The 15116-nt window shown below is 68.2% G+C and carries 14 protein-coding genes; 3 read left to right on the top strand and 11 right to left on the bottom strand.

Annotated elements, in window-relative coordinates; all coding sequences use genetic code 11:
• Positions 1–53 precede the first annotated feature (53 nt).
• From HH310_RS27765 to HH310_RS27815, 11 genes are all read right to left on the bottom strand, one after another.
• Complete coding sequence (locus HH310_RS27765; RefSeq protein ID WP_169178615.1) at positions 54–323, bottom strand: hypothetical protein; 270 nt, start codon at positions 321–323, stop codon at positions 54–56.
• Between the two features lie 14 nt (positions 324–337).
• On the bottom strand, positions 338–550 hold the full coding sequence (locus HH310_RS27770; RefSeq protein ID WP_169178616.1) for a hypothetical protein: 213 nt from the start codon (positions 548–550) through the stop codon (positions 338–340).
• Positions 519–1094, bottom strand: a complete 576-nt coding sequence (locus tag HH310_RS27775) for a RelA/SpoT domain-containing protein (protein WP_169178617.1) — start codon at positions 1092–1094, stop codon at positions 519–521. The genes HH310_RS27770 and HH310_RS27775 overlap by 32 nt, the downstream gene beginning before the upstream one ends.
• Before the next feature lie 263 nt (positions 1095–1357).
• Entirely contained in the window at positions 1358–2209 is an 852-nt protein-coding gene (locus tag HH310_RS27780; protein ID WP_169178618.1) for an NAD(P)H-binding protein, read from the bottom strand.
• A 16-nt stretch (positions 2210–2225) separates the two neighbouring features.
• Complete coding sequence (locus HH310_RS27785; protein ID WP_169178619.1) at positions 2226–3641, bottom strand: L-fucose/L-arabinose isomerase family protein; 1416 nt, start codon at positions 3639–3641, stop codon at positions 2226–2228.
• Complete coding sequence (locus HH310_RS27790) at positions 3638–4228, bottom strand: LUD domain-containing protein (RefSeq protein WP_169178620.1); 591 nt, start codon at positions 4226–4228, stop codon at positions 3638–3640. The genes HH310_RS27785 and HH310_RS27790 overlap by 4 nt, the downstream gene beginning before the upstream one ends.
• Positions 4225–5652 (bottom strand): lactate utilization protein B, encoded by a 1428-nt coding sequence (locus tag HH310_RS27795; protein ID WP_169178621.1) that lies wholly within the window; start codon positions 5650–5652, stop codon positions 4225–4227. The genes HH310_RS27790 and HH310_RS27795 overlap by 4 nt, the downstream gene beginning before the upstream one ends.
• Positions 5652–6383: a (Fe-S)-binding protein gene (locus tag HH310_RS27800; protein ID WP_169178622.1), complete on the bottom strand. Its 732-nt coding sequence runs from the start codon at positions 6381–6383 to the stop codon at positions 5652–5654. Before HH310_RS27800 ends, HH310_RS27795 begins: the two co-directional genes overlap by 1 nt.
• A gap of 9 nt (positions 6384–6392) precedes the next feature.
• Complete coding sequence (locus HH310_RS27805; RefSeq protein WP_169178623.1) at positions 6393–7793, bottom strand: rhamnulokinase family protein; 1401 nt, start codon at positions 7791–7793, stop codon at positions 6393–6395.
• Positions 7790–9814 carry a bifunctional aldolase/short-chain dehydrogenase gene (locus HH310_RS27810; RefSeq protein ID WP_169178624.1) on the bottom strand — a complete coding sequence of 675 codons (2025 nt, stop codon included), beginning with the start codon at positions 9812–9814 and terminating at the stop codon, positions 7790–7792. Before HH310_RS27810 ends, HH310_RS27805 begins: the two co-directional genes overlap by 4 nt.
• Positions 9815–10078: 264 nt before the next feature.
• Positions 10079–11104 (bottom strand): LacI family DNA-binding transcriptional regulator, encoded by a 1026-nt coding sequence (locus tag HH310_RS27815; RefSeq protein ID WP_312034364.1) that lies wholly within the window; start codon positions 11102–11104, stop codon positions 10079–10081.
• 456 nt (positions 11105–11560) lie between these two features.
• Here HH310_RS27815 and HH310_RS45510 point away from each other — a divergent pair, with 456 nt between their 5' ends.
• The 3 genes from HH310_RS45510 to HH310_RS27830 are packed head-to-tail and all read left to right on the top strand — an operon-like array spanning position 11561 to position 15111.
• The gene (locus tag HH310_RS45510; protein WP_169178625.1) at positions 11561–13066 is read left to right on the top strand and encodes a sugar ABC transporter ATP-binding protein; all 1506 of its coding nucleotides are present in this window, start codon (positions 11561–11563) and stop codon (positions 13064–13066) included.
• A gap of 25 nt (positions 13067–13091) precedes the next feature.
• On the top strand, positions 13092–14120 hold the full coding sequence (locus tag HH310_RS27825; RefSeq protein ID WP_169178626.1) for an ABC transporter permease: 1029 nt from the start codon (positions 13092–13094) through the stop codon (positions 14118–14120).
• Positions 14113–15111: an ABC transporter permease gene (locus tag HH310_RS27830; protein ID WP_169178627.1), complete on the top strand. Its 999-nt coding sequence runs from the start codon at positions 14113–14115 to the stop codon at positions 15109–15111. Before HH310_RS27825 ends, HH310_RS27830 begins: the two co-directional genes overlap by 8 nt.
• Positions 15112–15116: the final 5 nt, after the last annotated feature.

Below are 15116 nucleotides of genomic sequence, written 5' to 3' on the forward strand. Positions count from 1 at the left end.
ACGCGATGGTTCGCTGTCCCGTCACACGTTGACCCGACCGCCACGGCGACGCGCTATGCCAGCAGATCTTCCGTCAGGAACTCGGAGAACAGGCTCCGGTCGGAGCTGTGGAAGTAGTGCCCATGGGTCTTCATGACCGTTTCGATGCTGTCGGCACCCACCAGGACGATCTCGAACTTGTCCAGCTTGCCCCGATGGTCGGCCTCAGCCTGCCCGTAGGCAGTCGTTGCAGCATTACTATCCGTAAACTCTTGCTGCCCGATGAGCTTGCCCTCATCGAAGCTGTACACGAGCAGGAAGTAGACAGTGCGGTGCCTTTCCATCCGAACTCCTCCTGTCAGCTTGCGTAGTACCCGGCTTCGATGACGGCCTTGCGCGCAACGTTGAACCGATCGATCAGCGCTGCTGGCACTTCTTTACCATACTCGCGAAGGAAGATCACCTCGCCGGCGGCGGCGAAGTACTCGACCATCTCCGCTGGTCCGGCACCGTCCTTGAGGGTAAGCCCCAACCTGCCATCAGCTGCCTCTACGGCGTCCGGCAGCGCCACGCCGGGGAGGTTCACGCTCCGCCCACTCTTGTTGGCCACGAGTCCGCAGCTGGACCTCGATGGCTCGACCGTCTCGTTCAACGACTAGGTGCACGGCGCGGTAACCGATGTCTTTAGGGCTCTCGATGTAATCCCGTGGATCCCTTATCAGTTGCGAGCGCCAGTTCTTCATGATCCGGGCTCGGACCTTTTCCAACTGGGGGCCGTCAAGCAATACCGACCGCACGCCACCAACATCCTCCAGACTCGCAAGCGGCATGTTGGGCATCCGATGCAGCTTTCGGACGATGCGCGGCACTCGCTTGAGTCGCTGAGTGACCGCCTCGTCCGCCAGCTCCGTGCGCACCATGCTCGTCAGGCCCGACCTCACTTTAAGCATCGGGTAGGCGTGGGCCGCACGGAACTGCCGGACCACCTCGATCGCATGTTCAATCTCAGACTCGTCGGTCATCGTTAACTGCCCGTACATCGCCCTCTTCAGCAGCTTGCCGCATTTGTTGATCTGAGTCTTGCTAGGCAGTTCCAGGTTTACGGAGTCCATCATGTCCTCATCGATCGTCCTCGCCCGATGTCATGCTACGGACCAGAGCCAAGCGATTTATCGGGCGGCATAACGCATCCCGGGGACGTCTGTCTACAGTAGTAACCTCTCGCGCAGTAGAAAGCTCTTTCTGATGTGATTAACCTGCCTTGCGGCGGTGAGCGGCTAGCAACGGCGGTGAAGTGGACTTTGGCGCAGGTCATACTTGTATGGCCGCGCAGAATTCACCCCGTCTCGTCAAGCACTGACTCCATAGCGCCAGCGAACTACAGCAACGGGCGCAAGTTTTCGTACGCCCAGGCGTCCAACGTGGTCGGCGTGGTGGTGAGCAGGTCGCGCGGCTGCTCGGGGCGGAAGTTGTCGCGGACGCCCGCGGGCATGCTGACCACGCCGGTGATCGCCTTGTCGCTCATGCCCTCGGCGCGCAACGTGGCCGCCATCGCCTCGTCGGTGATCTCCTCGACCGTGATCGGGCGTCCGACGGCGGCGCCGATCGTCGCGGCCACCTCGTCCCACGAGAGGTCGGCGGGCCCGTGCACGGCGGTGACCTTGTGGCCGGACCAGTTCGCGGCGAGCAACCGGACGGCGGCCACCTCGGCGACGTCGCGCGGGTCGACCCACGGCATCCGGTGGTCGGGGCGCATCGTGGTCTTCAGCGTGCCGGTGCGCAGCGAGTCGAGCGAGCCCATCAGGTTGGTGAAGTAGTTGCCGCAGCGCAGCGTCAGCACGTCAGCGCCGGACGAGGCGAACTGGTCCTCGTTGCGGGCCAGGCCGTCGATCAGGCCGGCGCCGTGCCGGCGTTCCGCGCCGATGCTGCTGATCTGCACGATTCTCGGTACGCCCGCGGCGGCCGCGTTGGCGCCCATCGTTTCCATGTCGGCCTGCGGGTCCGGGGTGCCGAAGTTCTCCGGCGTGGCCCAGAACAGCGCGTCGGCACCCTTGAGCGCGTCCGCGACGAAACCGGCGTCGAGCAGGTCGCCCTGCCGCACGTCTAAATCACGAAATTTGAGTCGGGAAGGGTCGCGGGCCAGCACGCGTGGCCGCATGCCCGCCTGCACCAGCAACTGCAGAACCCGCGACCCGACATTTCCGGTGGGCGTGACGACAGCGATAGTCATTCTTCTATTCATAGGGTCAAACCTGGCGGAAGTCGATCCCCAGCAGGCTCGCCGCCGCCCGGTAGTCGGCCGCCCGGTGGCCCACCGACAGCGACCAGTGGTGCCCGACCCCGGACGCGCTCCAGTCGTCGACCCACTCCCCCGGGTCACGGCCGAAGTCGACCCGCGAGGTCGTGTTGCCGATCGCCAGCAACGGCCCGTCCACCACCGTCCCCTCGCCGGCGATGAACGACAGCGAACCGTCCCGGTCCTGGCCCAGGCCCAGCAGGGTGACGGGTCCGTGGCGTACGTCGAACTCGACGCTCACGCCCCACCCCCGCTTGCCGTGATAGACGCCCAGCCCGCGCAGCAACGGCTGTTTCGACGAGACCGCCAGGTGCGCCGGGCCGTCGTGGCCCATCTCCACCACGCCGTCGGTGAAGTTCAGCGCCTGGATCTCGCAGAACGACCCGCCGGCGCCGGCCACCTGGGTGGCCAGCTGCGCGACGGTGGTCCGCAGCTCGTACTCGCCGGTCGTCGGAATGCCGCGGGCGGTGAGCAGCGACGCGCCCAGGATCATCCCGGCGCCCAGCCGCTCGTGCATCTCGCCGTCCAGCCCGCGGTGGTAGTAGGCGAGGCTGTCCAGCGCGAAGTCGTCGGCGAGCCGGTCCAGCCCGACCGAGACCTGGGCACCCCACGCGAAATCGTCGTCGTCGACCGATTCGTCCAGCGTGAAGATCTTGCGGGCCAGGTCCATCCGGTCGGCGATCTCGGCCGGGGTGACGGCCTGGACCCGGGTACGGAGGTCGTCGAACTCGAGCACCTCCACGTGCGACCCGAACGTGGCAGGCAGCAGCGTGAGGTCGGTGGAGACGTCGAGCATCCCCGGGTAGAGGTGTCCCATCAGGCCGTGCCGGGCGTGCCGTAACGCGGCCCGGATGTGCGCCGCCTGGATCCACCGGGAGATGCGCTGCCAGGCCGCTTCCTGCCGGAGCCAGCCGGTGACCGAGCGGAACGGGATCCCGGCCCGGCGGAACAGGTTGCCGACCTCGGGCACCGGGCACTGGCCGCAGTACGCCAGCCAGGCGCCGGTGTCGAAGGTGGCGTGATCCATCCGTTCGGTCGGCTGCAGGTCGATGACCAGCACCGGCGTGTTCGACCGTTGCGCGATCGGCAGGATCATCGAGGAGGTCAGGTACGTGGTCAGGAACAGCACGATCAGATCGCAGTCGGCCTCCCGCAGTCGCGAGGCGGCCGCCGCCCCCTCCTGCGCGTCCGAGATGAACCCGACGTCGACGACGGTGGCGTCCATCTCGGCGAACCGTTCCGAGACGTAGCGGGCCGACTCCTGCAGCTGCGGCAACAGGTGCGGGAACTGCGGCCAGTACGTGCCGAGACCGCCGGCGACGAGTCCGATGCGGGTCTTCCGGCGCTGCTTCTGTTCCAAGATCACAATGCCTCCAAAAGGATCACGTGCAGGTTGCGGGGGCCGTGCACCCCCTCGACCCGGTTGAGCTCGATGTCGCTGGTCGCGGACGGTCCGCTGATCCAGGTCAGCGGCCGGGTCGGGTCGAGACGGGCGACCGCCTCCGGCACCGAGGCCACCACCTGCTCCGGGCGAAGCACGCAGATGTGCAGGTCGGGCAGCAGCGAGATGATGCGGCGGCCCTGGTCGGGCGAGCCGTCCAGCACGATCGTCCCGGTCTCGGCAACGGCGACGGCGGCGGCGGTCACGACCCCGTCGGCGGCGGCGATGCGATCGGCCGGCAGGGACTCATCCGGTAAAACGGAAATGTCCGGTGGCAGCCACCCGCGTGGGAGTCCGGGCGGGATCACCACGACCCCGGCACCCAGGATCATCTTGATAGTGCCCGAGATGTCCGAGGTCCGATGCACCTCGGCCTTGTAGTCGACCAGCCGATCCACCAGCAGGTTCAGGTCCGCGGGCGGGAACGACCGGCGATAGTCCCGCGGAATCGAGCCGTCGTAGGCGGCACGCGCCGCCCGGATCCGGCCCAGGATCAGGTCTTTCGAGCTCATCGTCCGCGCCACCAATCCCGGAACGTCTCGGCCGGCGGCACCGGCAGGTCACGGCTGGCCGCCCAGCCGTTGAGCGGCGGCGGGAGTCCCCGGCCGCGGCGCCCGGCGATCCGCGCCAGCTTCGCGGCGCGCTGGGCACGGGCGTACAGCTTGGGACGGTCCATCGTGTACGCCGCGGCGGCCATCATCGCGGCCTCGGATCGCGGATGCGGTGCCTGATCGCGCAGGTGCACCAGGATGGACGGGATGTCGATCCGCACGGGACACGCGTCGAAGCAGGCGCCGCACAGCGACGAGGCGTACGGCAGGGAAGCATTGTCCTCGACGCCGGTGAGCTGCGGCGACAGCACCGCGCCGATCGGGCCGGGATAGACCGAGCCGTACGAGTGCCCGCCGGTCCGCTCGTACACCGGGCACACGTTGAGGCACGCCGAGCAGCGGATGCAGTGCAGCGCCTGCCGGCCCACCTCGTCGGCGAGGACCGCGCTGCGCCCGTTGTCGAGCAGCACGAGGTGGAAGTTCTGCGGGCCGTCGCCGGGCGTGACCCCGGTCCACATCGACGTGTACGGGTTCATCCGTTCGCCGGTCGACGCGCGCGGCAGCAGTTGCAGGAAGACCTCCAGGTCCTGCCACGTCGGCACCAGCTTCTCGATGCCCATCACGGTGATCAGCGTGTCCGGCAGGGTCAGGCACATCCGGCCGTTGCCCTCCGACTCGACGACCGCCAGGGTGCCGGTCTCCGCGATGCCGAAGTTCGCGCCGGAGACTGCTACGCGCGTACGCAGGAAGGTGTCTCGAAGGTATTTGCGCGCCGCACCGGCCAGCCGGGGTGGATCATCGGTGAGCGACGGGTCGACGCCCGGCATGGCGCGCAGGAAGATCTCCCGGATCTCGGCGCGGTTGCGGTGGATGGCCGGCACCAGGATGTGGCTCGGCTTGTCGTCGCCGAGCTGCACGATCAGCTCGGCGAGGTCGGTCTCGACCGGCGTGATCCCGGCGTCCGCCAGCGCCTCGTTGAGCCCGATCTCCTGGGTGGCCATCGACTTGACCTTGATGACCCGCTGCTCGCCGGTGGCCCGGACCAGGTCGGTGACGATCCGGTTGGCCTCGTTCGCGTCCGCCGCCCAGTGCACGACCCCGCCCGCGGCCGTCACCTTCTCCTCCAGCTGCTCCAGGAGCGAGGTCAAATTCCCCATCGTGTACGCCTTGAGGGCCGACCCGGCCGCACGCAGGTCCTGCCAGTCGGGCAGTTCCGCGATGACCCGGCCCGACTTGTTGCGGATCGTCGTCGTCGCGTGATGCAGATTGCGCCGCAGTTGCGGGTTCGCCAGCGCGGTCCGCGCCGCCTGCGGGAACGTTTCGTCGCCGCGCAGGTGGCCGACGCCCTTGGGGGCACGAGCCGGCATCCCGAGGAAGGTGCTCATCATGCCTCCGTAGACGCGAGAATCTCCGCCAAGTGGACCGTTTGCACGCCCGTACGCAATCGGGAAAGACCGCCGCCGATATGCATGAGGCACGACGCGTCACCCGCCGTACAGACGTCCGCGCCGGTCTCCAGCACGTGCCGCATCTTGTCGGCCAGCATCGCGGTCGACGTGTCCGCGTTCTTCACCGAGAACGTGCCGCCGAAACCGCAGCACTGCTCGGCCGCCGGCAACTCGATCAGGTCCAGGCCGCGCACGTTGCGCAGCAGCCGCAACGGTTTGTCGCCGACCCGCAGGATGCGCAGCGAATGGCAGGTCGGGTGATAGGTGACGCGATGCGGGTAGTACGCGCCGACGTCCTCGACGCCCAGCACGTCGACGAGCAGTTCGGACAACTCATAGGTGCGTCCGGCGACCGCGTCGGCGCGTGCGGCCAGCCCCGGCTCGTTCGCGGCGCGGGCCACCATGGCGTGCTGGTGACGCACCGAGCCGACGCAGCTCCCCGAGGGCGCGACCACCACGTCATATGGTTCGAATGTGCGCACGTGCCGCTTCACCAGCGGTAATGCGTCCTTCTGGTATCCGGTATTGATGTGCATCTGTCCACAGCAGGTCTGCTCGGTCGGGAAGACAACCTCGTGGCCGAGCCGTTCGAGCAGTTGCACGGTCGCTTTGGCCGCAGCCGGGAACATCGTGTCGGCCAGGCATGTCACGAACAGCGCTATTCGCACGCGCACCTCCTATCCGGCATTGACAGTGGTGACGGCGATCCGGGCCGCCGCGGCTCGCCAGTTCGCAGCGTCGCCGCGCGGCTCGTACCGCACGATCTGCTGAGTGTCTCGCAGAACGCCGCGCAGCGCTGCCAGGTCACCGTCGAGAATGCCGGCCGCGCGCGCCTGCACCAGCACATTGCCCAGCGCCGTCGCCTCGACCGGCCCGGCTATCACCGGAAGTTCGCAGGCGTCGGCGGTCAGCTGGCACAACAACGCGTTCCGGGCGCCGCCGCCGACGATGTGCACGGCGTCGACCGTACGGCCGGAAAGGCTTTGGGCCTGTCTTATCGCCCGCCGGTGCGCCAGCGCCAAACTGTCCACAATGCATCTCGTGATGGTCGCCCGGGTGGCGTCCGCACCCAGGCCGGCCTTGTCGACCACGCGGCGGGTCATGTCGCCGGGCCTGAGGAAATCGGGATCGTCGAGGTCGACCACCGTGCCGAGCGGCTTCTCCCGCGAGGCCTCCCGCAGCAGCGTCCCGATGTCCGGCGAATCCCATTCCCGCATGCATTCCTGCAACGGCCAGAGGCCCATCACGTTGCGCAGATAGCGGATCGTGCCGTCCACGCCGCCCTCGTTCGTGAAATTGGCGGCTCTCGATTCGGCGGTGAGCACCGGCTCGGGCAGTTCCAGACCCACCAAGGACCAGGTGCCACAGCTTATGTACGCGAACCGGTCGCCCACGGCCGGAACACCGACGACCGCGGACGCCGTGTCGTGCGAGCCGACCGCCACCACCGGAGTGTCCCGATACCGGCCGATGGTCGTTCCCGGGAGGCGGATCGGCGGGAAGAGCGACGGTTTGAGGCCCAATTCGGCGAGCAACGGCAAGGACCATTCCCGGGTACGCACGTCGAGAAGTTCCGTGGTCGACGCGTTGGTGTATTCGGCTCCCATCTCGCCGGTCAGCCAATACGCGAGCAGGTCGGGGATGAGCAGCATCCGTTCGGCGGCGGCGAATTGCGGGGTGTCCCGTGCTGCTACCAGTTGATACAACGTGTTGAACGGGAGCTTCTGCAGGCCGGTTACTTCGTAGAGTTTGTCCGATTTTATCGGGATTTTTACCCCATCGGTGCGGGTGTCTCGATAATGGACTGGATTTCCCAGCAGGGCGCCGCTCTCGTCCAGCAGGCCGTAGTCGACCGCCCAGGAATCGATGCCGATGCTGTCCACCGGGCCCGCCTTCCGCAGGCCGTCGAGCACGCCGCGGTAGAGGCCGAGGATGTCCCAGTGCAGGGTGCCGCCCGCGTGCACCGGTTCGTTGGCGAAGCGGTGCACCTCGGTCAGATTCACCTCGCCGGGGCCGACGCGGCCGACCATGACGCGCCCGTTGGACGCGCCGAGGTCGACCGCGGCGAAGGATCTCATCTCAGGAACGCGGCCGCCACGCCCGCGTCCACCGGGATGTGCAGGCCGGTCGTGTGGGTCAGGTCGCCGCCGGTCAGGGCGAACACGGCGTTAGCCACGTGTTCCGGGAGCACCTCGCGCTTGAGCAGGGTGCGTTGCGCGTAGTACTCGCCGAGCTTCTCCTCCGGCACGCCGTACACCGCGGCCCGCTTCGCACCCCAGCCACCGGCGAAGATGCCGGAGCCGCGGACCACGCCGTCGGGGTTGATGCCGTTGACCCGGACGCCGTACGCGCCCAGTTCGGCGGCTAGGAGGCGTACCTGATGGGCCTGGTCTGCCTTGGTGGCGCCGTAGGCGACGTTGTTCGGGCCCGCGAACAGCGAGTTCTTGCTGGAGATGTAGACGATGTCGCCGCCCATGCCCTGCGCGATCAGCACCCGGGCCGCCTCGCGGGAGACCAGGAACGAGCCCTTGGCCATCACGTCGTGCTGGAGGTCCCAGTCCTGTTCGGTGGTCTCCAGGAGCGGCTTGGAGATGGACAGTCCGGCGTTGTTGATGATCAGGTCGATGCCACCGAAGGCGAGGACCGCCTCCTGGATGCTCTTCTGGATCTCGTCGGCGCTCGTGACGTCCACTGTGGTCGCGATCGCGACGTCGCTATTGCCGATCTCCCGCGCGGCATTTCGGGCATTCTCCGCGTCTCGGTCCGCGACGATGACGCAGGCGCCCTCCGCTGCCAGCCTTTGCGCGATGGCCTTGCCGATGCCGGAACCGCCGCCGGTCACGTACGCGATCCGGGTCGCCAGGGGCTTCGGCTTCGGCATCCGCTGCAGCTTTGCCTCTTCGAGCGCCCAGTACTCGATGCGGAACTTCTCCGACTCGTCGATCGGGGCGTAGGTGGAGACGCTTTCCGCGCCGTGCATGACGTTGATGGCGTTGACGTAGAACTCGCCGGCCACCCGCGCGGTCTGCTTGTTGGCGCCGAAGGAGAACATGCCGACGCCGGGGACCAGCACGATCGCCGGGTCGGCGCCGCGGATCGCCGGGCTGTTCGCGTCGGCGTGCCGGTCGTAGTAGGCGCGGTAGTCCTCGCGGTAGACGGCGTGCAGCTCTTTGATCCGCTTTTCGACGTCCTCGAGGGGTGCGTCCGGCGCGGTGTCCAGCACCATCGGCTTCACCTTGGTGCGCAGGAAGTGGTCGGGGCAGGAGGTGCCCTTCGCGGCCAGTTCCGGCATCCGCTCGCTGTTGACGAAGTCGAGCACCACGTCGGTGTCGGTGAAGTGGCCGACCTGGTTCTTGTCGGTCGAGGCGAGTCCACGCAGGATCGGGAAGAGCTGGGCGGCGCGTGCCTTACGGTCCGTCAGCGTTTCGTGCCGCTTTGGGCCGAACGGCTCTGCTTTTCCATGATTTTTCAGGTACGCCGCCGCGGTCTCGATGATCTCGCGGGAGTGGCGTTCGCATTCCTCGCTGGTCGCGCCCCACGCGGTGATGCCGTGGCCGCCGAGGATGACGCCGATCGCCTGCGGGTTGGACCGGTACGCGGCGGCGATGTCCAGGCCCAGCTGGAAACCGGGGCGGCGCCAGGGCACCCAGAGCACCCGGTCGCCGAAGATCTCCTTGGTCAGGGCCGGCCCGTCCGCCGCGGTCGCGATCGCGATGCCCGAGTCGGGGTGCAGGTGGTCGACATGCGGGGCGTCGACCAGGCCGTGCATGGCGGTGTCGATGCTCGGGGCCGCGCCGCCCCGCCCGTGCAGGCAGTAGTCGAAGGCGGCGACCATCTCGTCCTCGCGGTCGACACCCGGGTACGTCGTGGTGAGCGCCCGCAGCCGGTCCAGGCGCAGCACCGCGAGGCCCTTCTCGGTGAGGGTACCGAGGTCGCCGCCGGAGCCCTTGACCCACACCAGCTCGGCCGGCTCGCCGGTGACCGGGTCGGTTTCGCTGCCCTTGGCCGAGGTGTTGCCCCCGGCGTAGTTGGTGTTGCGCGGGTCGGCACCGAGCCGGTTGCTGCGGTCCAGAAGCTCACGTACTGCGGGGTTAGTCATCGTGTTCCTCGATCGGAGGGGCGCTTACGTTGGGGATGCGACGCCGCGGCCATCCCGGCGTCGTCGGCCGGTCGAGCTCTCGCCGGCGTCCTTCCGGCCGAGATGCCGTCCGGTCCCACCGGCGGAGATGTCCTCCGGCGTCGCCGGCGCGCGTGTCGCTGCGGGCTTTCCCAAGGTCGATGATGATGGTGAAACGTTTCAGATGGTTGTTGCCGTCAGATTACGTGCCGGTGGCGGCGGGGGTCAAGGCTTTGTTAACCGCGGTCAGCGGCGGACGGCCGTCGAAGCGCGCGCGACCAGCTCGGGCGTGAACGACAGCTGCTGGTGCCGGTGGTCGGGATTGGTGGCCTCGTCGAGCACCAACTGGGCCGCCGCGCGTCCCAGTTCCTGGCGCGGCTGCCGCACCGACGTCAGCGGAACGGCGGCCGCCGCGGCGAAGTCGATGTCGTCGAACCCGACGATCGCCAGGTCGTCCGGTACTCGGATGCCGGCGCCGATGCCCTGCTGCAGCAGGCCCAGTGCCAGCAGGTCGTTGGCGCAGAAGGCCGCGGTCGGCCGGCGTCGCGCGGGCAGGCCGGCCAGTCGCTCCCCGGCGGACCGTCCTTCCGCGACGGTCAGGTTCTCGGTCGGGAGATACACCAAATCGTCCGGCGGCAGCCCGAGCTCCGCCCAGATCTCCCGGGCACCCTGCAGACGCTCGCGCACCTGACCTATTGATTCCGGCCCGCCGATGACCGCCACCCGCGTGTGCCCCTGCTCGACCAGATGCTCGACCGCGATCCGGCCGCCGAGCACGTCGTCGACGGCCACCGAGCAACAGCTCTCGCCATCGCGTACGCGGTCGACGATCACCATCGGCACGCCCCGCCGCGCCAACTCGTCCAGGTATGACGCCGAGGGGTCGACCGGGGTGATCAGGATGCCCTGGACGCGCTGTTGCAACAGCCGGTCGACGTGCACCGCCTCGCGCGCGGCCCGGCTGTTGCTGTTGCAGATGAACAGCGACAGGTCGGCATCCTCGGCCGCCATCTCGATGCCCTGCGCCACGTCGTGGAAGAAGGGGTTGGTGCCGTCGAGCATCACGTACGCCAGGGTGCGGCTCGTGCCCGCCCGCAGCTGGCGGGCCGACTCGTTCCGCACGAACCCCAGCTCGGACATCGCTCGCTCGACGCGCTCGCGGGTGCGCGCGCTGACCACTTCGGGCCGGTTCATCACATTGGAGACCGTGCCGAGCGAGACACCGGCTGCCGCAGCCACATCTTTCACGGACGGCGTCCTGCCGTTCAGCACAGCAACCTCCTTCGTCGGTCACCTCGCAGCCGAGGCGCTCAAATCCTTGCGCGCGCCCCCGCTAAGCCGAGGCACTCGCAAACTCATGCGTGCGCCCCCGCGCAGCCGAGGCACAACACGCACCTCCGCACGACCGAGGCGCACCCAAATTCTGGCGTGCCCCGCCGCGCCGAGGCACTCGACCTTCCGGTGGGCACTCACCCGACGTCAGGCGAAGCGCTTCGATGACTCCCCCACCAAGGCGCTCCGACCGACACGCCTCCTTTTGAAACGTTGAAGCAGCATCGTACGACATTCGCACGACAAGCAACGGCGGTGTTTCCACAACGTTTCACGCCAACGCTTGACACGTGTGATGGGGGCCACCTACGTTCACGGTACGCCCTCTGAAACATTTCAAACACCCCCGCGGCGTACATCAAGCGAAGCCCCGCAGGGAAGACTGGGAGGTGGTCCGTGGCGGAAGCACCAGCCCTTCTCGAGGTCCACGACGTGTCGAAATCCTTCGGCGCGGTCGCGGCGGTCCAGGGCGTCAGCTTCCCGCTGTACGGCGGTGAGGCCCACGCTCTCGTCGGAGAGAACGGCGCCGGCAAGTCCACGATCGTCAAAATGCTGGCCGGCGTGCATCGGCCGGACACCGGCACCCTGCGAGTCGACGGCGGCGACGTGGTGTTCGCCAGTCCGGGCGACGCCAAGTCGCACGGCATCGCGGTCATCTACCAGGAGCCGACGCTTTTCCCGGACCTCTCGGTCGCGGAGAACATCGCGATGGGCAACCAGCCGCTGACCAGGCTGAAGCAGATCGACCGCAAGGCCATGACCGGCAACGCCGCGCGGCTGTTCCAACGGCTCGGCGTGCACATCGACCCGGCCCGCCCGGCGCGCGGCCTGTCCATCGCCGACCAGCAGCTCGTCGAGATCGCGAAGGCGCTGTCCAGCGAGGCTCGCATCCTGATCATGGATGAGCCGACGGCGGCGCTGTCCGCTGTCGAAGTGGAGCGGCTGTTCTCGGTGGTGCGGTCGTTGCGCGACGAGGGCGCCGCGATCATGTTCATCTCGCACCGCTTCGAGGAGATCACCGCCCTCTGCGAGCGCGTCACCATCATGCGGGACGGCAAGCACGTCGCCACCGAGATGGTCGCCGACCTGAGCGTCGACGACATGATCCGGCGCATGGTGGGCCGCGACCTCAGCGCCCTGTTCCCGAAGCAGGACGTCCCGCCCGGCGAGGTGCTGCTCGAGGTCGAGGGCCTGTCGCGCGAGGGCGTCTTCCGGGACATCTCTTTCTCCGTACGGGCTGGGGAGATCGTCGCGTTGGCGGGACTCGTCGGCGCCGGACGGTCGGAAGTCATGCAGGCGGTGTTCGGTGTGGACGCGTACGACAAGGGAAGCGTGCGTTTCCGCGGCAGAAAGCTGAAGCCGGGCTCGCCGCGGGCCGCGATGGCCGCCGGCCTGGCGCTCGTGCCCGAGGACCGGCGGCAGCAGGGCCTGGTCATGGAACTGTCGATCGAGCGCAACGTGACGCTGCCGCGGGCGCGCAAGCTGACCCGGCTCGGGCTGCTGTTCGGCGGCAGCGAGCGCCGCGCCGCCGCCACCTGGACGCAGAAGCTGCAGACCAAGCTGGGCCGGCTCAGCGACGCGGTCGGCACCCTCTCCGGCGGCAACCAGCAGAAGGTCGTGCTGGCCAAGTGGCTGGCGACCGGCCCGCAGTTGCTGATCGTGGACGAGCCGACCCGGGGCATCGACGTCGGCACCAAGGCCGAGGTGCACCGGCTGATGTCGTCGCTGGCCGCGGACGGTCTCGCGGTCGTCATGGTGTCGTCCGAGCTACCCGAGGTGCTGGGCATGGCCGACCGGATCCTGGTGCTGCGCGAGGGTCGGATCGCGGCCGAGCTGACCCGCGACGAGGCCACCGAGGAGTCGGTCATGTACGCCGCGATGGGACAAGAGGTTTCGGCATGACAGCGCGGCGCGCGGGAGGCGCAGAATGACCCAGCTGGCTGAACGGCCGGCCGTCGCCACGGCGACGGAGAGCAAGGCCCGCACCTTCCTGAAGACGCGCGAGCTGGGCATCGTCCTGGCGCTGGCCGCGCTGATCCTCTACACCGCGATCAACAACCCGCGGTTCCTCTCCGGTCAGAGCATCCGCGACAACCTGCTCAACACGGCCATCCTCGCGGTGATGGCGGCCGGCCAGGCGGTCGTCGTCATCACCCGCAACATCGACCTGAGCGTCGGCTCGGTCCTCGGCATCAGCGCCTTCGCGGTCGCCACCCTGATGAGCGACCACCAGGGCCTGCCTATGATCGTCGCCATCGTGGTCGGCATCGCGGTCGGTGCCGCGTGCGGACTCCTCAACGGCGTTCTGGTTCGGTACGGCCGGGTGCCCGCGCTGGTGGTCACGCTGGGCACGCTCTACATCTTCCGCGGCATCACCTATCAGTGGGCCGGCGGTTCCCAGGTGAACGCCGACGAACTCCCCCGGCACTTCAACAGCTTCGGGACCGGCGGCATCCTGGGCGTACCGTGGCTGGTCCTGATCGCCGTGGTGGTGGTCGGCGGCGTGTCGCTGATGATGCGCAACTACCGGGTGGGCCGCGAGCTCTACGCGATGGGTTCCAGCCCGCAGGCCGCCGAGCTGGCCGGTATCAAGGTCACCCGCAACCTGCTCGGCGCGTTCCTGCTGAGCGGCAGCCTGGCCGGGCTGGCCGGCGTCCTGTTCGCCACCCGGTTCGGCACCGTGGACGCCAGCGCCGGCACCGGCTACGAGCTGAACGTGGTGGCCGCGGTCGTGGTCGGCGGGGTCGCGGTCTTCGGCGGCAGCGGCACCGTGTGGGGTGCCGGGCTGGGCGCGCTGCTGCTGACCGTGATCAGCAGCGCCCTCGCCGTCCTGGACATCAACCAGTTCTGGCAGCAGGCCATCGTCGGCGCCCTGATCATCCTGGCCATCTGCGCGGACCGCCTGGTCGCCGTCCGGATCGCCCGCTCGCTGCGAAAGAGGGACACCCATGTCTGAGTTGCGCCGCAGGCTGGCGAGCTGGGACACCGCCATCATCGGGCTCACCGTGATCGTGCTGTTCGTCGCGTCGTTCAGCGTGGACAACTTCGGCACCAGCCGGAACTTCACCTTCATGGTGCTGGACTTGCTGCCGATCATCCTGGTCGCGCTGCCGATGACCTTCATCATCGTGACCGGCGAAATCGACCTGTCGGTGGCGAGCATCCTGGGTCTGACCAGCTCGCTGATGGGCTGGTTCTGGAACCACGGCCTGACCATCGAGTCGATCATCCCGCTGTGCATCGTGATCGGTGCGGTCGCCGGTCTGATCAACGGCTTCCTGATCACCGGGCTGGGCCTGCCCTCGCTCGCGGTCACCATCGGCACGCTCGCCCTCTACCGCGGCCTCGCGTTCGTGGTGCTGGGTGACGGCGCGGTCGCCGACTTCCCGTTCAGCTACACGAACTGGGTCACCGGCACGATCGGCGGTGGTCCCGTACCCAATGTGCTGATTTTGATCGTGGTCCTCGCCCTGATCTTCGGGGTGATCCTGCACGCGACGCCGTACGGGCGTTCGCTGTACGCCATCGGGGCCAACGCGCAGGCCGCCCACTTCTCCGGCATCCGGGTCGCGCGCACCAAGTTCTGGCTGTACGTGGCCAGCGGCGCGGTGTGCGGCCTGGTCGGTGTGCTGTGGACCCTGCGCTACTCCAGCGCCCGCGCCGACAACGGCTCGGGACTCGAACTCGCCGTGGTCGCGGCCGTCCTGCTGGGCGGCGTCTCGATCTTCGGTGGGAAGGGCAGCCTGCCCGGCGTGCTGGCCGGCGTGGTGCTGCTGACCGCGTTGCAGAACGCGCTGCGCCTGGAGGACGTCTCCGGGCAGGCGCTGAACATCGTCACGGGCGTCCTGCTCGTGCTGTCGGTACTGCTTCCCAACATCGTCAACGGCATTCGCGGGAGTTGGCAGCGCCGCAAGGTGCGCCAAGCCGCGGCTCTTGAAGTTCGTTAAGGAGA

The sequence above is a fragment of the Actinoplanes sp. TBRC 11911 genome (genome assembly GCF_012933445.1).
In the GTDB taxonomy this organism is placed as follows: domain Bacteria; phylum Actinomycetota; class Actinomycetes; order Mycobacteriales; family Micromonosporaceae; genus Actinoplanes.